The sequence below is a fragment of the Blastopirellula marina DSM 3645 genome (assembly GCF_000153105.1).
Classification (GTDB): domain Bacteria; phylum Planctomycetota; class Planctomycetia; order Pirellulales; family Pirellulaceae; genus Blastopirellula; species Blastopirellula marina.
Window position 1 is genome coordinate 1,673,353 of sequence record NZ_CH672376.1, and the last position, 20,559, is coordinate 1,693,911.

Below are 20,559 nucleotides of genomic sequence, written 5' to 3' on the forward strand. Positions count from 1 at the left end.
ACTGGATCGAACGACGAGACACCAGCGAGCAGGTATTATGGCAAAGAAGGATACGTTCCGAATTGTGACCCGTGGACAAAATGGTCAATTGCGGATCAAAGATTATGACAACGCCGAACCGCTGCTGAAAATGCATATTCAAGTCGGCGTCGAAGATTGCAGCACCGATCTGGCGCTGCGAGGGATGCCGATCTTCCGCGGGCTAATCGGCCCGATGCCGGAAGGCAAAAACGTGATTCGCTACGAATCGCCCGATGTCTTTGAATCGCTCACCAAAGAGTGGAGCGCCACCAAGACCAAACGCCGTCGTCGTACGGCTAAACCAGATCACCTGACGTCCGATGCCTCTGCGGACGACGCTTCGGCGTAACTCTCTCGATTACCTCCCTGCGGTCATGCGGATCCGTTGCCGCTTGATCGCCGATGTAAGCCGATAGTCGGAGAGTAGAGAGGCGCTCTGTCAAACGCGCGACTGGGCGCCGAACGACGACTTCCCCGAGCCTCTCCACTCTCCGGCTGGCTTGCATCGCCCAAAGGCTATTCTGCGAGCTCTCCGCCGCTTTGTTGTTCTTCAATATGGCGGAAGAATACGAGCTTCGAAAGTTCGTACTGCGCTCCATCCACTCCTTGGATCGCCAGACGCCGTTTGAGCTGCACGTAACGCTCAGTCGAGCCGCCGCAGTGGGCGATCGCGTCACGAAACCGAACCGCATTGCGCCAAAAATCTCCGCTCGCAGGGGTCAACAGCAACCGATAGGCAGGCGTACTGCCAAATCGCCGACGGCGATATTCGGCCAGCACTCCCTCTTCGGCCAGACGCGTGTCGACGGCCGAGAAGCGGAGCCCTTCGATATAGGGGGCGACTTCGGCAAGTTGGTCCGTATCGTCGACGCCGATGAGCAAATCGACGACCCCGTCTCTAGCTGGCGCCATGGGAATCGCCGTGCCGCCGACATGCTCGACGGCGGAAATCAGTCCTTCGGCGGCGAAACGCAGGCTTGATTTCATCTGCTCAAAAGCTTGCGGCCAGCGGGGGTCGTAGGCGTACAAAACAAGTTGGCTCATCGCAGTCCCTCCTCGGGCGGTGCTAGCGGCTTGCGGGAAACCCAATTCGCTGGATTACCGCTGAGATCTCTCTAGTCGCGGAGACGATCAAACGCCTATAATCCGCGACCAGTATTGAATGATTGCTACGATGGCATCTTAACCGAAATCCAACCAGCAGATGGCGTTTTCTCCCGGACAAGGAGGTCCGACGGCGAGGCGTGCGCGTCATAAAAGTACGCGTCTTGTCTGTCTCTATGCGCCCATTCTCTTCGCCTGGTCGCTGCTTTGCTGGGGGAATTTCGCCGTTGCGCAAACCATCGGCGAACCGGTCCAGCTTGATTTGCGGATCGCGTGGGGCGGAGGTCCGGTGCAAAGCTGGAGCGGCGACGTGCGCATTTCCTCTGGCAAGATCGAGCTAAAACGGTTGTTGGGGATGGAAGCCGATGAGGCCCGCTCGGTTCGCGAAATCGATGGCGCCATCCAAATTCAACATCGCACCGAGCGCGTTTACGACGGCTTTGATATTGCGGTGACAGCGCCTCTCTCGGCCCAGTTGCAAATTGATATTCACCCCCAATCCGCGACGCAGCCGGCGCAGCCGATCGTCATCCCGCTGCAGACGCTGCTCGATCGCTCGCACAGCGCGGCGCTCGATCCGCAGGGAACGCAACTGTTGGTGCGACGCTCACCTGGCGATGCGCTGCGGGTTGTGATGGATCGCAAGAATCTGATCTTCGCACCAGGCGAAACGTTCTCGCTTCGATATCAGGCGAATCAGCCGCAATTGTCGTTTGGCGCCAAATTGCGATTGGATCTGCGGCTGAGCCATGCTCGCAAGACCGATGCGATTTGGACGCAAAGTGAAGCGTACACCACGGATCGCAGCGGCGGCATTGATTTGCAAACGACTTACGCTGTCCCGCTTCCCCAAGAAGAAGGGGTCTACGAACTGACGGCGACGCTAGTTGAAGATCGATTGACCAATCTGGTCTTCTCGGCCAAGCCGTTGCTCGAACGGAGAGTGCAGTTGGTCGTGATCGATCCGCAGCACGCTGCGGCCGCCGATGATGGTCCGCTGCGCACGATCGTTGACATCGACCCGGCCAGTCCCGGTTGGTGGCTGCGAATGTCGCGGTTGTCGCAATACAATCCTTGGCGCCGGCAACGCCCGACCGAACTATTCAACCAACCGCCGACGACGCGAACGCATCTAGATCGCAAGTGGACCGAGCTGACCGTCGACGCTTGGCACGCATTTCCGTTGGCGATTGAAAAAGTGGGCCAGCCGCATGTCTTAGAAATTGAATACCCTAGCGACGTCGCGCAAAGTTTGGGGATCAGCATTCTCGAACCGAACGCGGGAGGCTCGATCTCGCCGCTGGGTGTCGACGCTGGACTAGAAAATCGCGGGCTAGTCGGTGGAGAAACGGCCGAGCTGAAAACGCATCGAATCGTTTTCTGGCCCAAGAGTACGACGCCGCTGGTCGTGCTGACAAATCGACGCGAGACGGGCGAAGCGGTGTTCGGCCGGATCCGCGTGTTAGCGGGACAAGCCGCCGTCGCGCCGGCAAAAGCCAAACCGTTGGCCGATGGTCGCTTGGCGATCGCACATTACGAAAAGCCGTTGTTTGGTTCTACCTTTTCAGCCACGCAAGATGTCAATCCGGTATCGCAGCGCAGTCTCGACGACTGGGTCACCTTCTACGAAGGGGGCGATCGTCTGATCCAGTACCTGCAACATGCAGGCTATAACGGAGCGTCGATCTCGGTGCTGAGCGAAGGTTCGGCCCTGTTTCCGAGTGAGCTGATTCGGACCAATCCCAAGTACGACAAAGGCGTTTACTTTTTGGATGGGCGCGATCCTGTGCAAAAAGATGTGTTGGAAATGCTGCTGCGGCAGTTTGATCGAGCCGGGATGACGCTCTTCCCGGCGATCGAATTCAACGCTCCGCTAGAATCGCTCGAGAAACTACGCGAGTCGTTGGGCGACGAGCGGCTCGATCTGGTTGACGATCAAGGTCGCGCTGCGATCGAGATCAGCAGTGCAGGAGGGCAGGGCGCCTATTACAGTCCGCTGCATCCTGAAGTTCGCGCCGCGATGGAGCAGCTGATCGAGGAACTGGTCAACCGTTATGGACATCATCCGTCGTTTGGCGGCGTCACGCTGCAACTGAACGCGAACGGCTACGCCCAGCTGCCGGGCGCCAAATGGGGAATGGATCGTGCGACGGTCAACCGGTTCTTGCAAGAGACGCGCATCGCCAGTTCGATTGAAGAGTTGGGACAACGCCCTTCCACCGCGATTTTAGCGCAGCATCGCCAAGCGTGGCTCGCTTGGCGCGCCGAGCAAATGAGTCAGTTTTATGAAGCCGCGGCCCAAATCGTCCGGCGTAAGAAACCGACGGGCCTATTGATGCTCGACACGGCAGGCTCTTTCAGGGGCTATGACTGGAATGATCGCTTGGCGCCTAGTTTGCCGCGCAATATGACGCTGGACGGGGCGCTGCTCGAAGCCGGCGTCAGTCGGCATCAACTGCAAGCGAGCGACGCGATCGCGCTGTTGCGGACTGGCTATGTTCGACCGGAAGGGGAGCCTGCAAACCTGGGCTCGTATGAGATGATCAACGCTTCGCAGGAAGAAGCGGCCTATAGTCAGCACGTGAATCGCGGCGTGCTGGAGTTTCATGTCCCAGCGACCATGCGGCTGGCCAAACTGGACGAAGCGAACCCGTTTGGGGGAACCGATAATTTCTCTTGGATCGCCGCCGAGTTTGTCGGCGTGGGGCGGCAAGCGCGACGTCCGTTGATCGAGGCGCTGGTCGATGTCGATGCGGCGATCTTATTGCGCGGCGGCTGGTCGGTTCCGCTGGGCGAAGAAGAAGTGGTCCGTGACGTTTTGCAAACGATGACCGCTTTACCGCGTGAACGTTTTGACGACATCGCCTGGTCGACGCCGTGCGTGTTGCAACCGGTTGTGGCTCGCCGCCTGGTCAAGAACGGGGTTACCTATTGCTACTTCGCCAACGCATCTCCATGGCCGATTACGCTGAACATGACGGTGCGACATGCGGCCGCAGCATCGGCGGCGCCGCTTGGCGAGCCAACGGCTGAAAGCGTTGCTTTGGCCGCTGGAGACGCCGTCTGGTCACTGACATTACCGGCTTATGGACTCGAAGCCTTTTCGATTGATACTCCCGGCACGCTGTTTGAATCGGCCGAAGTATTGCTGCCGCCGGCGCTGCTGGCCGCGCTGGATCAAAGCAACAAAGAATTTTCGCTGCGACTGCGTAGTTTGCGTAGCGTTCCGCCGCTGGCCGTGTTGAAAAACCCCGGCTTCGAGTCGCCGCCGCAAGCCGAAGGCATCTTGGGCTGGAAGTACAACGCCGCGGCGGACGCCAGAATTGCAATTGATCCTGATAACCCGCCGGTGGGCGCTGCGGCGCTGCAGATGCAAAGCGGCGGCGGAGTCGCGTGGATTCGGAGCGAGCCGATTCCGCGTCCCAGCACAGGGCGACTTTTCGTACGAGCGCAGCTTCGCAGCAACAAGGCGCAGTTGTCGCCGCCGCTCCGGATTTCGGTCGACGGCGAAGTGAATGGGCAAGACTATTACCAACCGCTATCGCTAGGCGCCGGGCCCAATCCGGCGGTCGAAGCGAACTGGCGCATCTTTGAACATGGCGTCTATGATTTGCCGTCGGATCTGGTCGACCTGAAAGTTGGGTTTGACTTGATGGGCGCAGGCGACGTCTCGGTCGACGAAGTCCAGGTGTTCGACGTCGGCTTTAGCGAAGGAGAAAAGCGCGAGCTGCAAAAGCTGCGAACGCTCTCAGACGGTAAGTACCATCAAGGTCAATTCGCCGATTGCTACCGCATTCTCGACAGCTATTGGGTCCGATTCCTGCAAGAGCGCGTACCGATCGCGCCCGAGTTGACGCAGCAGCCGAAGACCGTCGAGCGAACCGCAACCTTGCCTGACCGCGCGGCTCCGGCTGAACCGAAAGAAGAATCCCGCTTCGATTGGCTCCGAAAATACACCCCCCGCTTCCCGCGGTTCTAAACAGGCGACCACTTTTGGCTGGGCCATGCCCACGGTCAAAGATTGTCCGTTGACAATCCGCACAGATCCGTGGTCGATTGCCGTACGGCGAGAGGGGAAATGGGAATCTTGGTCCGCTCGACCAGCTTCGACGCATCGAGAGAATCGACATGTCGAAACGCACCAATGCTGGCGGTCCGGTCCAGTCCGGACGCCGAGCTGTATAGTGACCTTCCCAAATTAACATTCAGAGAGGTTGAGGGATCCGATAAAAAAAATGTAGCGGTCCGGTCCTATCGTCCGATCCGAGATTGACATCCGAGAAGGCCGTCAATTCTCCCAAATTAACACCAGAGAGCTTGGACAGCCAAAAAAAATCACAGCGGTCCGGTCCGACGCCGAGTCAGTTTCCGCTTTCCCGTTTCCGGTTTTCTTCCTCACCCCGCGAGGGTCGTGAAGTAATATCGCGTGATGTGATAGAAAACCGGCGCGGCGAAGCAGATCGCGTCGATCCGGTCCAAGACGCCAGCGTGGCCTTCGACAAGCGTTCCATAATCACGAACGCCGCGGTCACGTTTGATGGCGCTCATGGTCATTGTTCCGGCGGCGCCCATCACGGCGATGACGATCGACATCAGGGCCGATTGCCAAGAGTTAAACGGCGTAGCGCCGGTCAGCGACAATGCCGCGCCGATGATTGCGGTGACGCCGGTCCCGGCGAAGAATCCTTCCCAGGTCCGGCTGGCGTTGATCGACGGCGCGATCACGTTGCGGCCGATCAGCTTGCCGCAGACAAACTGCAGCAGATCGCTGAGTTGGGCGATCAGGATGAAGAAGAACAGGAGACCGGCCGACGTCGTGTAGTCGGTGTTTTTCCATTGCTCGAGGTAAAGCAGCGCCGGCGCGTAGCTTAAAGCGTAGACGCAGATGTAGAGCCCGACTTGAATTTTGGCGACCCGTTCCAGAAAGCGTTTGTAGTCTCCCGCGATCGCGATCCGGGCCGAGACAAACAGAAATCCGTAGACCGGAATCAAAATGCTAAACAGTTCGTAGTGCGCCGACCCTAGTCCGACCAGCACGTACTGGGCCGGCGTCAGGACGAAGAAGACCCAAAATAAGGTCCGGTGATCGCCGAGTCGCGTCGGCGTCAGCGTGATAAACTCACGCATCGCCCAAAACGAAATCAGGCCGAACAAAATGACCGTTGCGATCGGCGTGGGAATCAAAAAGGTGACCGCCAAAATCGCCGTCATCAGCCACCACGCGCGGACGCGATGGATAAAGGCCTGCACGATCGCCGGATTGACGCTGGAGTCAGGTTGGCGTTTGAGAATCTGGCCGGCGGCCGTCGCGATCAACAAGCAACCGATCACGACCCCCAACAATACCCCAGTCGGACCATCGAGCAGATGGACGCTTTGCGACTGAGCGATCAGGGTGAAGATTTGAGAGAGCAAAGTCATTCCGTGGGCCGATTAAACGTCTCGCAGTCGCAGCACCGATTGGCGCGCACGCGCCAGAAAATCATTCTTCGTTTCCCCTTGCTCCAACCAGATCGGAGGACCAAATACGACGCGGCTTAGCATCGGCACCGGCAGGTATTCGCCGCGAGGCAAAATGCGGTTCATATTGTCCATGTAGACGGGCACCAATTCCAGATCAGGTCGCTTCTTATTCAGATAATAGATGCCGCTTTTGAACTCGCGAATCTGGCCGCTGTCGCTATGACCGCGCGTCCCTTCCGGAAAGACGATCAGCGAATATTGGTCGCCGATCTCCCGAATCATCAGGTCGACCGGGCTTTGATGAACTTTGATTTTGTCGCGGTCGATCAACATCGCGTTCAGCGAACGGGCCAGATGACGACGGAACCAACCACGCGACCAATAGTCTTTGGCGGCGATCGGACGTGTGACCTTACGAACATCCGGAGGCAGCGACGCCCAAATTACGATCGGGTCGAGATGGCTCGTATGATTCGCGAAATAGACCCGCTGACACGTGTCAGGCTGACAGTCGACCCAGCGCACGCTCGGGCCTGCGAATACCTTCGCCAACGCCGCCAGAAATGGTGCAGTGAGATTCAGGTCCACGGCAAAAATTCAGGCGGCCAGTCCATCTACCGCCGATCACGATAAGGGAAATGTCGACGCCTCTATCGTATCGCGCGGCCCTCGGTTCCGATAGTCCGCTGATCCGGCGTAAGGTCTGTAATTGAGGGATGTTACGCAGTCGACGCAGGATTTTCGGCATATCCGGATCGGGAGCTCATTGCTGCGGATTCCGGGTATTTCGCCGAATAGACCGACTCGATCAGCGATTCGTAGCCGCCGACCATCGTTTCGAGAGAGCCGTAGCCGATCGCTTTGTCACGCGCCGATTTTCCCATTTGCCGCATGCGAGCAGGATCGGCCAGCAACTGTCGCATCGCTGCGGCGACGGCGGACAAGTCGCTGGCCGGGTAAAGCAATCCGTTAGCGGGGTCATCCACCGCTTGCGGGATGCTGCCGACACGCGGAGCGACGATCGGCAGTTCGACCGACATCGCTTCGAGGATCGAAACAGGGCTCGCTTCGTTTTTGGACGTAAGCGCAAACAGGTCACACGCGGCCAACAGCTCCGGAATATCGCTCCGGCTGCCGGTCAGGATCACTTGCCGTTGGACATTCAACTCGCGACATTTCGCTTCGATCGCCGGGCGCTCGGGACCATCGCCGACGATCAAAAATCGAGCTTCCGGCAGCGTTTCCAAGACCTTCGCCGCCGCCGTCACGAAAAGACGATGGTCTTTCTCGGGACGCAGCGCCGCGACGATGCCGCACACCGGGGCGTTCTCGGCGATTTGCAACTCGCGACGTAATTTGCGACGTGCTTCGACATTAGGGCGGAAGCGAGCGGTGTCGATGCCGTTGCGTATGACGACCACCTTCGACGGCGGAAAGCCTTCGACTTCGACCAGATGTTTTCCGTGAGGATCGGCGACGCCGATAAAGCGATCGGTAATACCGGTCAAACGACGATTGAGCCAATTGATCGAATCGGGCCACCCGGTTGAATGAATCGCTGAAGCGATCACCGGCACGCCGGCCAGATAAGCGGCCAGGCGCCCCCAAAACATTTTATCGCCGGCGCCGACAGTGACGATCGCATCGATCTGCCGCAGGCGAAACAGTTCAACCATGCGGGGCAAGACTCGCAGATCGTACTTGCCGCTCAGCAAATGATCGAAGGTCGGAATTTCGTGACTCAGTTCTTCGCCCAGCGGGCCGCGCTGTTTGGTGCAACACAGCTCGGGCGCAAAACGTGTGCGATCGAGTCGGCGAATCAGGTTGACCAACAACGTTTCGGCGCCGCCAACCGGCATGCTGGTGGTGATAAACATCACGCGCAGCGGGCCGCGGCGGTCGAGCGGTTGGCGAAAGTAGCGGCTCATGACGCGTCTCCGGGACTCGCGGTACTGGGGCCGCTGGCATAACGTTTTCGGAGCATGGCGACTCCATTCAGGATCTGATGTTTTTCGTGGTTTGACAAAATCGTATGACCCACCCAGGCTTGCCAAACGCAGACGATCCAGATCGGCGCTGCGATCAGCAGGCCAAAGCCCAAGGTCATCGGCAGCATGACCGCCATCCAGGTCGACGAGTCAACCTCCATGCCGAGCCGCTTGCAAAGCGAGAGTCCGACGCAAAAGGTAATTCCGTTCGAGACGGCGGTCGCGAGCACGGCGCCCTCTAGTCCTAACCGCGGGAGCAGCAGGAAGTTCAAACAGATATTGAAGGTCAAGCCAACGGCATAGAGCAAGCTGACCAGCTTCGCTTTCTCGGCGCAGTAGAGATACAGCAACGTCAAACCGCCGATGCTGCTCCAGGCGCACGAAGCGACCGTCCACGGCAGCACCGCCAAACCGCCGTCATACTTGCCGTTGAAGACGACAGCAAACAGCCAAGGCGCTGCCAACAAGATCACCACGCCGCCGCCGGTAAAGACCAAGGAGCCAAGCTTGACGATCAGATTGGAGCTTTCGCCCACTTCGCGCCGTCGGCCCGCTTCCCAATCGGCCGAAAGGTGCGGCAACAACACGCCGATCACCAAGCCGGAGACGGAAGCCATCAGCCAAGGGACGACGCGGCTACTGTGATAATTAGCGACTTCGGACGCCGCTTGCTCTGGCGAAAAACCGCCGAAGTGAACGATCATGTAACGATCAACCACCAGGAACAAATTGGAGAGCAGATTCGCAACCCACATCCAGGCGGCGAACGGCGCCAGCTTCGCCCAGAATTCGCGATTGGTCGTGATCTCGGTCTCGCTGGGAAGCAAGCGATATTTGCTCAGCAAGAAGAAGCCGCCGAGCACGAACGTCACCGCACAGGCGATCCCATACGAGAGAATCACGGCCATCGAAGTCGCTTCCCAGAATTGGATCAAACCAAGTCCGACGACGGCGAAAATCAGGCTGTTCACAAACTGCAAGACCGACACGACGCGCATCTGACGCATGCCGATGAACAGCTCAATCAAGTAGTTGAAGCCCACAACCGCCGCCAACGTGATCGACGCGGCGACAATAGTGTTGTACGACGTCGTCTCGTTGAACAGCATCTGAGCCGCTTCGCGATTCCAGATGACCAGCGAAATGCAGCCGATGGTCGCCAGCACCAGCGAGACGATCCCGGTTCGCTTCAAAAAGGTGCGTAGCTGCTGACGTTGATTGTAATACTCGACGTAGCGGCCAAAGGTTCCTGGTACGCCCAAGACGACCAACGGGCCGGCCAGCATTAAAAAGCCGAACAGCAAATCCCACTGACCCAGTTGCTCTGGCGAGAGCCAGCGGCAAAACAGGACGCCGCGGACGAAACCGACAAGCCGCTGGACGACCGTAAGCACGGCCAGCAGCACGAGACTTTCGGCAAGCGGAGTGGCCGAGATCGTCGTCTTCTTGGTGTTGGATACCGAATTGGAAGCGGACGTAGCGCCGGCGCTCATGCCATCACTCCCGTCGCTTCTGTCGCATAACGAGGAGCAGCATGTTTTTCGACCAGCGTCTCTGGCGTATAACGGGGAACCGACAGTTTGCGCGGATCAATCGTGAGCCAGTTGCGCAGCCGCGCCAGTTGCGGATCGCCATGGATGCGTTGCAGATGGAACGGATCGTCCCCCGGCAGATTGTAACCGCCGTAAGCAGAGCAAACGCCCAGCATTCCTGCTTCACGGCACATTTCAAACGCACGGTCATTCAGATTTTTGGGCAAGCCGTACGGAAACGCAAAGTAGCGAATCGGTTGTCCCACGGCCGCGGCCAGATCGCGCGTCGCTGTGACAACTTCGTCATACAATTGTTCTTCGTTATCGATCGAGCCCAGGTCGGCGTGATAGCGCGTATGGGCGCCGATTTCGACGCCAGCTGCAGCCAAGCTCCGAATTTGCTCGAGCGTGTTGACCGGCGCTTGAAACGGCGCGTTGGCCTCATGGGGAAATGGTTTTCCGGTCATGATGTTGCCGGTGCTGACAAAGTAGGTGAACGGGATCTTTCGCTTGATCAACAACGGCAGCGCTTGTTCGCAGTTCTCGGCGTATCCGTCATCAAAGGTGATCGCCACCGCGGGACGCGGGTTGTAGCGCAGCTCGATCCGCCGCTGCGCTTCTTCCAGTGAAACAAATTCAAAGTTAGCGCCGATCCAGTCGATTTGCTCGGTAAAGCCGCGATTGGAAATCGTCCAACTGCTGGGGTTGTCATCGGCGACGCGATGATAGAACAAGATCATCACCGGCGACAAACCGACGCGGGATCGCAACCGATTCCAACGACGTCGCCAAAGCCACGTCGCGCCGTAATAAAGATCGATCAGCCGCTCTCGCAAGGTAGTCATTGCACTTTTTGGAGGTTAGTCCCCACGGTCGATTTAGTCGGCCGCAGATATGTTGAGCCCGCTTTTGACCCAGTTCTTTACTTCTTGACCGGCCAGCCACAGACCGTGCCGGACTTTGGCGGTCGCCCGATTAGGAGTCGCTCGCAAGTGAACGCATGGCCGCGGGGTCGCGCGCCAGTGAGCTTTGTAAGGTTCGTCGCCGCGGAGGAAATCAATCGCGGTATTCCCTTGCTCGATCGCGCGGCGAATGATGGCCGCCTGCATCAAGCTGCCGGGGTCCTCGGTGAGTCGCTGGGGATCGACGCCGGCTTGATAACAGAATGGAATGTGATCACCGAGAAAATGAATCTCGGCGGCGATCGCCGCACCATCGAGATCGAGCCAGAGGATTTCGCACTTGCCGATCGAGATCATCTCGGCCGTCGCTTGCCGTAAAAACTGATCAAACTGCGGCGATGCGAAGCAGCCTGGCTGGCCCAGACTGCGGCGGCGTCGCATATGCAAGTCGATCAAGATTTCCATCGCCTTCGGCATCTCGGCCAGTTGGCTGCAGACGTGCAGTTGGGCGCGATCGGTGTCGAGGGTCCGCTTGAAAAAGCGGCGGATTTGCTTGCGATGCGATTTGGACTGTGAAGCCTCGTACTCCGCTTGGCTGGCGGGAAGTTCCAAGCGCCAGCATTGCAGCGCTTCGCGCTGGTGCAGCAGGTTCTCGTCCGCTTCCAGACCATTGCGTAGTAGTGCGAAGCCTTCGTCATCGGCGGCGATGTTTTCCAGTTCCAGCAGATCCCAGTTGTCGGCCGGCGAGGTCGCCGCTGCGGTCAGCCATTGGGCGATAGCCGCACAAACGGCCGGCAAGTCATCCGGCGTCGCTAACACGCTGCAGTAGTCGGTGCAGATTTCGCCGTCACCGATCAGACGTAGCGTAGCGCCTTTGGCGGCCGAGCGCGTGCGGTAGAGCGGTAACAGTCCGGCCAAGCGATCGCCGTCGTAGGCGGCCACGAGGTAAAGGTCGCTGGGCGCATAGTTTTCGCACCAGGGGATCAGCCACTGGGGACGACGAAACGGAACTCCGCGGACCAGCGGCGACCAATCGATCGCGCTGGAGGTGAGGTCCGCCAAGGTAGTAAGGCGTTCGACGCGCATGCTATTTCCAAGCAGGGTGGGGCTTATCGTCAGGGCGTCGTTCGATTTCGGAAACGCCGTGCAGATATACAACAATTCGCCATGGCGACCTAAATGCAAATCGAAATCGCAAAATGGCGCTCGCGGCATGTTGCCGAAACGCAACAGCGGCGTTTCGCCGAATCATCACGTGGCGAAAAGGCAACGCCGATTGGGCGTTCCTCGCTGCATTTTTCGCCGCTTTTGCGCTAGTAAGTCGCTGACAGATCACGACTTAAGCATGTCTTTCTCCGTCAGCTCGCGAATTTCGGCACGCTGGCTGCAATATCAATCTGGCACGAACTGGGTTGGAGTTGACCAAGACGCCGCCAAGTAAGGCTGCGTCGGGGTCGCTCCTGTATCGTGATTTTTTTCCCACCGGCTATTCGCCATGATTGACCCTCTCAGAATCCTCGCCGTTCTCGTATCCCACCGTTACCGCTGGATCGTACCGGCCGCCGTCATCACCATCGCGGCGGTCGGTTTTGCTCTATTGAAGCCGAAGATGTGGTCGGCGACGCAGACCTTAGTGCTGCGTGAAATCTCGATCGGCGGTCTCGACCGCCCTGGCGCTTTCGCGCGTCCTGAAGATATGAAAACCGCGCAAGAGACGATCCAAACAATCGCTCGGTCGCGAGAAGTCGTCACCCATACGCTCGCCAAAATCGGTCCTCCGCCTCCCGGTTGGTTCGGAGCGTCGAAGACAGAGTGGCCGACCGCGGATGACATCGCCGCCTATCACAATTACATCTCAGTTAGTTCTCCTTCCGGCACCGAGTTTGGCACGACAGAAATCTTCTCGATTCATGTCGAGGCCGAATCGCAAGAACGCGCCGCGATGTTCGCGACGACGTTGTGCAACGAGTTAGACTCAAGACTTGAGCAAGTTCGCGATCACAAAGCGAGCAGCGTTGTCGCCGAACTGGAAGAAAGCGAACGCTTGGCGGCCAGCGTGCTGAACATCGCGACCAAGAAACTCTCGAAGTTGGAAGGGGATGTCGGCAGCGATCTGGCCGAACTTCGCATCTTGAACGAATCAGGCTCGGGAGACGGCAATTTACGACAACAATTCGTTCAAGTCGAAGCCGAGCTGCGCGGCACGCGCGATCAGCAACAGTCGAACGATCAACTGCTTTCGCTGCTGGAAACGGCGGCGGAAAACCCGCAAGAGCTGCTCGCAACCCCCAATAGTTTGCTCGACTCGCAGCCTGCACTGCGGCGTCTGAAAGACGGCCTGGTCGATGCGCAGCTACGCACGGCCGAACTGCAAGGGACGCGAACGGCGGATCATCCGGCCGTGCAATCGGCGCTCCAGTCCGAGGAAGAAGTACGCGATCATCTCTTTCATGAAATCGCGATCGCCGTTCGCGGCATGAAAGCGGAACGAAGCGTGTTGCAGCAACGCATTGAGGGATATACCAAACAGCGAGACGAAGTCCGCAGCCGGATGGTTCACCTGGCCGAAGTTCGCGCGTCGTACGGAAACCTCGAGAGCGAAGTCCGCCAGCGCAGTGAAACATTGGCCGAAGTGCAACGCAATCTGGCCGACGCGCGTTCTTCGCTGGCGGCCGCTCATGCAACCAGTTTGCTCACGCGGGTCGGATTGCCCGAAGTCAGCGATTACCCGATCGGCCCCAGCCGTAAGGTGATCGTCGCCGCCGGACTGTTGGGCGGATTGACCTGCGGACTGGGGCTGCTCTTTCTGACCGTCAATCCTGCAGATCTGGAAGAACCGGCCCAAGTAGAACTTACGGCCAATGGCACGATCAACGGAGTGAAGAATGAATTGACCCCGCCGCCTGTCCGCAAACTATCTTTCACCGACGCTTTGATCCAACTCGCCAAACGAGGATCGCAGACAAGCTCGCGCTAGAGCTGCGCGGCCTGTGTTGTTGGCCCCACTCGCATTGAACGTTTCATGACCATTATCTACGCCATCTTGGCGATCGCCGGCCTCCTATGGGGAACCATTTGGATGATCCGCGGGTCGCTGCTGCATGGTTGTATGGCGCTGCTGGTCGCGACGTCGACGTTTGGGGTTCTCTTTTTCGAGTTCAAAGCCGGCATCCATCTGTCGCTCGATCGTCTGGCGTTGATCGGTCTGGTCGGCGCGTTTGTCGTGCAGTGGAAGCTGGGGAGAGTTCAGCTTCGCTCTTGGATGACGATTGACTATGTGATCGCCGCGCTGATGGCGGTGATCTTTATCAATAGCTGCTTCTTGCCGTGGGGAGGAGAGTCGCTGGTCATTCAGCATTTTCTGAATGGCTATCTGATTCCGCTCACGTTGTATGTGATCGCGCGAAACTTGGATTACACCGAGCGCTCGGTGCGTCATATTTTGATCTTCTTGGTTGTCTTCGGCATTTATCTGGCGACGACCGGCGTGCTGGAAGGGCTGGGACAGTACAGCTTTCTGTTTCCACGCTACATCGCCGATCCTAAGATCGGGCTCCACTTTGGTCGTGCTCGTGGTCCGATGGTGCAGTCGGTCAGCTACGGCGTCTATCTTTCGACCTGCTTGTTAGCCGTTTGGATTTTGCGCGACCACGTCAGCGCTAAGTGGCGCACGGCGCTTTATATGTTGCTTCCTCTCTTTTTGGCGGCGGTCTTCTTCACCAAAACGCGAACCGTTTGGCTGGGCGCCGGCGGCAGCTTGCTGATCGTCCTGTGGCTTACGTTGCAAGGTCGCGCTCGCGCAATTGTGATCGGCGGACTTTTCGCCGCGGCGCTGTTGGGCGGACTGACCAAAATGGACGGCATCATTGGACTGAAGCGCGAAGGGACCGTGCAAGACACGCGAAACTCAGTCAGCATGCGGGCCAGTTTCGCCTACGTTTCTTGGCAAATGTTTCTTGACAGTCCGATTGTAGGGCATGGGTTTACGCAGTTCAAAGAAGCGAAGCTCGACTACTTGGGAGATCGCAAAGTCGATCTGATTCTCGAATCGATTCGTGACTACGACCATCACAACACGTTTCTTAGCATCCTGGTCGACTTGGGGATCGTCGGGTTCATCCCGTTCCTGGCGATGTACTACTACTGGACGCGCGACGCATGGCGATTGGCGCACCGGGAAGAACCTCCTTGGGCGAAGTCGCTCGGCGTTCTGTTTCTTGGCGTGATCGTGATTTCGTGGATGCAGATGTTTGGGCACGAAATTACCTACACGCCGATCGACCATCTACTGATCTTCTGCGTCGCCGGAATGGCGATGGGAATCAAGCAACAATTCGATCCGGTCGTTGCTGTTGATCCCCGCCTGGCGAGGGCGCCCAGCCGACAACAACCGACGACGACTTTAGAAAGAAGAACGACATGACCCAGCGTGTGAAGTTGTTCGGCGTCGAAATCGACGCGTTACGCATGACCGAAGCCGTCCGCCAGATCTGGCGACAGATGGATTCGCCCGAAGCGACGACCGAGTATGTGGTCACGCCGAATGTCGATCACGCGGTTCTGCTGCAAGGGAATTCGCAGCTGCAAGCGGCGTATGAACAGGCGCGGTGGGTGTTGGCGGATGGTTGGCCCGTGGTCTGGGCGTCACGATTGTTAGGGCAACCGCTGCCGGAACGCGTGACCGGATCGGACCTGGTGCCGGCGATGTTTGCAGCCGCGACCGAAGCAAAGCCGCTGTCGGTCTTCCTGCTGGGCGCAGCCGCCGGAGTGGCGCAGCGAGCCGCGGCGAATATTGAGCAGCGTTGGCCGCATGTTACGGTCAGCGGCGTCTATAGCCCGCCGCTAGGCTTTGAATATGACGAAGCGGAAAATGATCGAATCATCGAGATGATCAACGCCGCGGCGCCGCAACTGCTAATCATCGGGCTCGGCGCGCCTAAGCAAGAGCTATGGATTGCGCGACATCGAAAAAGACTAAAAACCAAAGCGGCGATCTGCGCCGGAGCGACGATTGACTTTCTTGCCGGAGAGAAGCAACGCGCGCCCCGCTGGATGCAACAGGTCGGGCTCGAATGGCTGCATCGCATGTTAGTCGATCCACGCCGACTAGTGAAACGTTACGTCCGCGACGCGGTTGTCTTTCCGACGCTCGTTTGGCGCGAATGGCTGCACGTCGGCGCGACATAATTTCTTCGTAGCCCGAAGCGCAAGTTTTGAAGTTTTGAAGTTGCGCTATTTGCGATTCACAAACGATGAAACCTGAGTAAAGAACCGTAAAACAGGGCCAGAACCAGCCGGAAATCGTCACAATAGCCAGAGGCGCGAGCCGATGGAATGGGGTCGGCGATCCTAACTCGGATTGAAGTGGCCAGCCGCATTCCATCGGCTCGCGCCTCTGGCTAGTGTTCGAGTGGCTCGAAAAGGCGCAACGTCAAAGAGCGCAAGCGAGGGAAATGCGTTTCGCTACTTCGATACGTACCGGAATAGCCGAGCGCATTTCCCTCGCTCGCGCTTCGGGCTACGAAGAGACGACGTTTCTTACTTCTTCGAGCTCATCTCATGCACCATGTCAACCAGCGCGATCGCGTTGTCGACTGGGGTTTGCTGTAGGATGCCGTGGCCGAGATTGAAGATGTGGCCTGGTCGACCGGCTGCTTGATCGAGCACCTCTTTGGCGCGGCGGCGAATTTCGATCGGATCGGCTAACAGCGTGACCGGATCGAGGTTCCCTTGCACGGCGAAGTTCTCGCCGATCGTGTTCCACGCGTCGGCGAGACCGATGCGCCAATCGACGCCGACCACAGCCGGGCCTGCTTCGGCCAACAGCGGCAATAGGGCTGGATTGCCGGTGGCGAAGTTGATGATCGGCGTTCCCGGCGTGATGCCGCCGATGATCTCTTTCATGTGGGGCAACAAATAGCGGCGATAGTCGGCCGGCGATAAGCAGCCTGCCCAAGAGTCGAAGATCTGCACGCACTGCGCGCCGGCGGCGATCTGAGCGTTGAGGTAAACGGTGATCGCGCGAACCAAGCGTTCCATCAGCGCTCGCCAGGCGTCAGGATCGCGATACATCAGCGTCTTGGTATGCAGATAGGTGCGGCTGGCGCCACCTTCGATCGCGTAACTGGCCAGCGTGAAGGGAGCGCCGGCGAACCCGATCACCGGAATATGCTCAGGCATGTCAGCGCGGGTTTGGCGAACGGTCTCCATGACGTAGTGAAGCGACTCGGCGCTTTCGAGTTCGAGCACGCGATCGACGTCGGCGCTCTCCCGAACCGGGTTATGGATAACGGGGCCTTCACCTTGTGCGTATTCGAGATCGAGCCCCATCGGCTCTAGAATCGGCAGCAGATCCGAGAAGATAATCGCCGCGTCGACTCCCAGTTTGGTAACTGCGGTGCACATCACTTCGCTGCACAATTGCGGATTTTTGCAGAGTTCTAGGAAGGTCGTTTTGGCTCGCACTTCGCGATACTCGGCCATGTAGCGACCTGCTTGACGCATCATCCAGATCGGCGTCACGTCGGTCGGTTCGCGACGACACGCTTTCATGAACGGACTGTCGTACCACTTGGCGGTGCGGGGATCGATGTTGGGCGTGCTGGCGGACAAAACGGCTCTCACTTGTTTTTTGCGAACGAGAATGTCGTGTGATTTTTCGGCCGCCGCGGCGACCAATGGACCCATCTTCGGATGAACCGGCTCGACATCGACCGGCAGGCCATATTCGCGCAATCGCTCGCTCATCGTCGGCCCCACCGAAGCGATCACGACCGTGCGCAGCGCCGCCATTAGCTCTTCTTTGCGGCGCTGTTGCTCGGCCAGCTTGAGCAAATGCGTCAATTGATTGGCCGAAGTGAACATCGCGACATCAATGTCGCCGCGAATGATCCGCTCTAGATTCATCGCCAGCGGCTGCGTATCGAGCGGTAAGTCCCAGTCGTAAACATGCAACTGGATCACTTCGGCGCCGCGCGCTTCCAGTCCGGCGATCAGGCTGGGATTGGGGACTCCGTATTCTTGCAGTCCGATTTTGAGATTAGCGATCGGAAACTCGGCGTCGAGCGTTTGCAGCAGCTCGCGCCAGGTGTTCGGTTCCGGCACGCGGATGCTCGGCGTCAGCCCTTCCGCTTTCATCGCGGCTAACGGCTTGGGGCCGCGCACGATGGTGGGAATGTCCGAAAGGGCGTTGAGAAATTGTTGGCGATCGACATGACGTTCGACGGCTTTCATCAGATGTTGAAAGCCGACCCCGGTCATAAAGATCACCGCGTCAATCTGGCCGGTGATGACATGGTTGGCGAAGTCGATCGCGTCCCGATTTTCGTCGAGCGGCACTTCGCGCATCGAAGGACTGACGAAAGCCTGACCGCCGAACTTTTCGATCAGCGAGGCCATCTCCGCTCCGCGGCGACTCTCGAACGAGGCGACGCGAAGTTGCTCAAAGTTGCTTTTTACCGTTGCCATCAATCCCATTCCCCGCGTTCAAGACGCTCTGGCGCAGACTATTGCGTGCGCGTACGCTCGATTGTACGCGCAACGGCGGACTTCGTCGTTGGGGGGGCCGAGACGAACGTTTGGCGAGAATCTAGCGATTCTCGGGGCGGATCAGCAGTTCGGGCTTGTCCAAAAACATGTAGTGCCCGTGGTCGGCGGTGACGATCAAGACCGACTCATTCCAGTTGCTGTTTTGCTCAACCCAATCGGTGATCGCTTTCACCGCCGCGTCGCCGCTGTTCACCGCTCCGACCGAAGCGTCCAAATTATTGGCGTGGTTCGCCCAGTCGACGTCGCCAGACTCGACCAACAGCCAGAAGCCTTTGTCGTTTTTCGAGAGGACTTCGATCGCCGCCCGCGTCATGTCGACCAGCGACGGATTTTCAGTCAAATCGGCTGGTTCATAGGCGATCAACTTTTTGGAGACGCCCAAGCCGGGATGAAAATCCCCTTCCGCCGAGCAAAACGGCAAGTGTCCAGCAGCATCGCCGCCCCCGCCAACTCCAAAGTAGCCGAGCAGTCGTTGCCCTGACTTGGCGGCTTCCGCCGCCGCGGCGGCCAGCACTTGCTTGCCATCGGCGCCGGTAGTGCGAGTCGCGACCACATACTTGCCGCCGTTTTCGACGTTTACCTTCTTCAAGTCATCGTCGGCCAGGTACTTGTTGCCGCTGACGTAGTTTTCGCCTTGTCCTTTGTCGCTTGGATCGTTGACACCGTGCCCGGCGCCGATCACGACATCCAGACCGCGCAGCGGCGTTTCGGGATTGCTGGCCGAGGGGAGCCCTAGCATGTCACGCGAGATGTCTTGATAGTCATTGCGCGAGACATTGTAGGCGTAGGCCGAAGCGGGAGTTGCGTGACTGATCGGCACGCTGGTGACTGCGCCGGCGACATATCCTTGTTCCTGGGCGAGATGGGCGATCGTCTTCGGACGCTCGCCGCGTGGGCCTACGCCGATCGCGGCGTTGTACGTCTTAATACCGCCCATCATGCTGGTGGCGCTGCTTGCCGAGTCGGTGTACGAATGTTTGACGCCATTCTTGGTGCTCGATTTGCCAATCAAGTACAGGATGTCGGTCGGCTGATCCCAGGGCGCCGATCCCGCTTGCGTAAAGTCGTATCCGCCAAAGAGTCCGCCGCCGGAATTTTTCACGATTTGCTTGTTGACATCAACGTCAGCGTCGTCACAGAAGGGGCTGGTCACCATTAACCCGAATTGGGTCGTTCCGTCCGCTTGGTATTCCTGAAAGTGCGTTCCCCGGCCGCGGCCTGCGGTGTAAGGAATCTCTTGCGTATTCCAGATCGCGGCGGCTTGGGTCGTTTGCCAGTCCATGCCGTCGAACACGACCAAAAAGATATTCTTTTTGCCAGCGTCGAGCGCCGCTTTCTGCAGATCAAAGATGTTGGTTTGATCCATGTAGTCAGCGGCCGGATTGAGCGTCGCTTCGGTCGGCTTGCCGTAGACGCCGCGTAACTTGTTTTCGCTACGGTAGACGCTGTTCTCGCCGATGTAGCTGTTCAAATCGATCCCGCCAGGCTGTCCTTTGGTTCCAAAAGAATAGACCGGAATCAGACGATTCGAATGGGATGTCCACGAACTGTATTTGTCCGCTTTGGGGCCCCAGTGAGCGACATCACTATGTCCGGTCGAAATCCCTTGGTCTTGGAGTTGATGCAGGTAATCGCCGCCCAGAGCGGTCGAAGCGATCATGCCTAGCAGAAACGAGATCAATACAGCGAATAGTTTGCGACTCAAAGCAACACCCAAGGCTGGACATGGAGGGGACGAAGGTTAGGAATGGAACCGGAAATTATAGTTGGGCAAACTTTACCGGGAATCGCCTGAGTGGGCGAAATGCAGATTCTGTACGAAGAAATCGGCCTCATTTCGTGAAGATTCGAGTTGGCATCCGGTAAAGTAGATCGACGGTGGGGGAAGGCGCGACGCCTGAAATTGTCTACGGAAAAAACCGTAGTGCGGGCTTTGTCGGCGCGCCAGATCGTTGACCGATATCGAGCAGCCCCCTAACATAAGGTCGTAAACAGTCAACG

General features: G+C 58.2%; 14 protein-coding genes. 5 read left to right on the plus strand and 9 right to left on the minus strand.

All coding sequences use genetic code 11. From position 1 onward, the window contains the following. Positions 1 to 37 precede the first annotated feature (37 nt). Positions 38 to 370 carry a hypothetical protein gene (locus DSM3645_RS08680; RefSeq protein ID WP_002651746.1) on the plus strand — a complete coding sequence of 111 codons (333 nt, stop codon included), beginning with the start codon at positions 38 to 40 and terminating at the stop codon, positions 368 to 370. 167 nt (positions 371 to 537) lie between these two features. Here DSM3645_RS08680 and DSM3645_RS08685 read toward each other — a convergent pair whose 3' ends face one another. Beyond that, positions 538 to 1,065, minus strand: a complete 528-nt coding sequence (locus tag DSM3645_RS08685; RefSeq protein WP_002651747.1) for a GrpB family protein — start codon at positions 1,063 to 1,065, stop codon at positions 538 to 540. 160 nt (positions 1,066 to 1,225) lie between these two features. Between DSM3645_RS08685 and DSM3645_RS08690 the strand changes: the two genes are divergently transcribed. Further along, the gene (locus DSM3645_RS08690) at positions 1,226 to 5,104 is read left to right on the plus strand and encodes a family 10 glycosylhydrolase (protein WP_002651748.1); all 3,879 of its coding nucleotides are present in this window, start codon (positions 1,226 to 1,228) and stop codon (positions 5,102 to 5,104) included. Positions 5,105 to 5,520: 416 nt separating this feature from the next. On the opposite strand, the gene DSM3645_RS08695 is transcribed toward DSM3645_RS08690, so the two are convergent. The 6 genes from DSM3645_RS08695 to DSM3645_RS08720 all read right to left on the minus strand — a co-directional run bounded on the left by DSM3645_RS08695 (position 5,521) and on the right by DSM3645_RS08720 (position 12,096). Continuing rightward, a complete protein-coding gene (locus DSM3645_RS08695) occupies positions 5,521 to 6,546 on the minus strand; it encodes a phosphatidate cytidylyltransferase (protein WP_002651749.1) in 1,026 nt (341 codons plus the stop codon). A 12-nt stretch (positions 6,547 to 6,558) separates the two neighbouring features. Further along, a complete protein-coding gene (locus tag DSM3645_RS08700; RefSeq protein ID WP_002651750.1) occupies positions 6,559 to 7,176 on the minus strand; it encodes a lysophospholipid acyltransferase family protein in 618 nt (205 codons plus the stop codon). 131 nt (positions 7,177 to 7,307) lie between these two features. After that, complete coding sequence (locus tag DSM3645_RS08705; protein WP_002651751.1) at positions 7,308 to 8,516, minus strand: glycosyltransferase; 1,209 nt, start codon at positions 8,514 to 8,516, stop codon at positions 7,308 to 7,310. Continuing rightward, on the minus strand, positions 8,513 to 10,069 hold the full coding sequence (locus tag DSM3645_RS08710; RefSeq protein ID WP_002651752.1) for a lipopolysaccharide biosynthesis protein: 1,557 nt from the start codon (positions 10,067 to 10,069) through the stop codon (positions 8,513 to 8,515). Before DSM3645_RS08710 ends, DSM3645_RS08705 begins: the two co-directional genes overlap by 4 nt. Then, positions 10,066 to 10,953, minus strand: a complete 888-nt coding sequence (locus DSM3645_RS08715; RefSeq protein ID WP_002651753.1) for a polysaccharide deacetylase family protein — start codon at positions 10,951 to 10,953, stop codon at positions 10,066 to 10,068. The genes DSM3645_RS08710 and DSM3645_RS08715 overlap by 4 nt, the downstream gene beginning before the upstream one ends. 33 nt (positions 10,954 to 10,986) lie before the next feature. Further along, positions 10,987 to 12,096, minus strand: coding sequence for a GNAT family N-acetyltransferase (locus DSM3645_RS08720; RefSeq protein ID WP_161603312.1), 1,110 nt, complete (start codon positions 12,094 to 12,096; stop codon positions 10,987 to 10,989). Positions 12,097 to 12,505: 409 nt separating this feature from the next. Here DSM3645_RS08720 and DSM3645_RS08730 point away from each other — a divergent pair, with 409 nt between their 5' ends. The 3 genes from DSM3645_RS08730 to DSM3645_RS08740 are packed head-to-tail and all read left to right on the plus strand — an operon-like array spanning position 12,506 to position 16,197. Beyond that, positions 12,506 to 13,987 (plus strand): hypothetical protein, encoded by a 1,482-nt coding sequence (locus tag DSM3645_RS08730; protein ID WP_002651756.1) that lies wholly within the window; start codon positions 12,506 to 12,508, stop codon positions 13,985 to 13,987. Between the two features lie 45 nt (positions 13,988 to 14,032). Further along, entirely contained in the window at positions 14,033 to 15,433 is a 1,401-nt protein-coding gene (locus DSM3645_RS08735; protein ID WP_002651757.1) for an O-antigen ligase family protein, read from the plus strand. Next, complete coding sequence (locus tag DSM3645_RS08740) at positions 15,430 to 16,197, plus strand: WecB/TagA/CpsF family glycosyltransferase (RefSeq protein ID WP_002651758.1); 768 nt, start codon at positions 15,430 to 15,432, stop codon at positions 16,195 to 16,197. Before DSM3645_RS08735 ends, DSM3645_RS08740 begins: the two co-directional genes overlap by 4 nt. A 351-nt stretch (positions 16,198 to 16,548) precedes the next feature. On the opposite strand, the gene hemE is transcribed toward DSM3645_RS08740, so the two are convergent. Further along, positions 16,549 to 18,477 (minus strand): uroporphyrinogen decarboxylase, encoded by a 1,929-nt coding sequence (gene hemE, locus DSM3645_RS08745; RefSeq protein WP_040352319.1) that lies wholly within the window; start codon positions 18,475 to 18,477, stop codon positions 16,549 to 16,551. A 121-nt stretch (positions 18,478 to 18,598) separates the two neighbouring features. Next, positions 18,599 to 20,263: an alkaline phosphatase gene (locus DSM3645_RS08750; RefSeq protein ID WP_237564782.1), complete on the minus strand. Its 1,665-nt coding sequence runs from the start codon at positions 20,261 to 20,263 to the stop codon at positions 18,599 to 18,601. Positions 20,264 to 20,559 lie beyond the last annotated feature (296 nt).

Excerpts from the sequence above, each read along its gene's own strand:
- DSM3645_RS08680 (WP_002651746.1), top strand. The coding sequence starts at position 38 with ATGGCAAAGAAGGATACGTTCCGAATTGTGACCCGTGGACAAAATGGT.
- DSM3645_RS08685 (WP_002651747.1), bottom strand. The coding sequence starts at position 1,065 with ATGAGCCAACTTGTTTTGTACGCCTACGACCCCCGCTGGCCGCAAGCT.
- DSM3645_RS08690 (WP_002651748.1), top strand. The coding sequence starts at position 1,226 with ATGGCGTTTTCTCCCGGACAAGGAGGTCCGACGGCGAGGCGTGCGCGT.
- DSM3645_RS08695 (WP_002651749.1), bottom strand. The coding sequence starts at position 6,546 with ATGACTTTGCTCTCTCAAATCTTCACCCTGATCGCTCAGTCGCAAAGC.
- DSM3645_RS08705 (WP_002651751.1), bottom strand. The coding sequence starts at position 8,516 with ATGAGCCGCTACTTTCGCCAACCGCTCGACCGCCGCGGCCCGCTGCGC.
- DSM3645_RS08710 (WP_002651752.1), bottom strand. The coding sequence starts at position 10,069 with ATGAGCGCCGGCGCTACGTCCGCTTCCAATTCGGTATCCAACACCAAG.
- DSM3645_RS08715 (WP_002651753.1), bottom strand. The coding sequence starts at position 10,953 with ATGACTACCTTGCGAGAGCGGCTGATCGATCTTTATTACGGCGCGACG.
- DSM3645_RS08720 (WP_161603312.1), bottom strand. The coding sequence starts at position 12,096 with ATGCGCGTCGAACGCCTTACTACCTTGGCGGACCTCACCTCCAGCGCG.
- DSM3645_RS08730 (WP_002651756.1), top strand. The coding sequence starts at position 12,506 with ATGATTGACCCTCTCAGAATCCTCGCCGTTCTCGTATCCCACCGTTAC.
- DSM3645_RS08735 (WP_002651757.1), top strand. The coding sequence starts at position 14,033 with ATGACCATTATCTACGCCATCTTGGCGATCGCCGGCCTCCTATGGGGA.
- DSM3645_RS08740 (WP_002651758.1), top strand. The coding sequence starts at position 15,430 with ATGACCCAGCGTGTGAAGTTGTTCGGCGTCGAAATCGACGCGTTACGC.
- hemE (WP_040352319.1), bottom strand. The coding sequence starts at position 18,477 with ATGGCAACGGTAAAAAGCAACTTTGAGCAACTTCGCGTCGCCTCGTTC.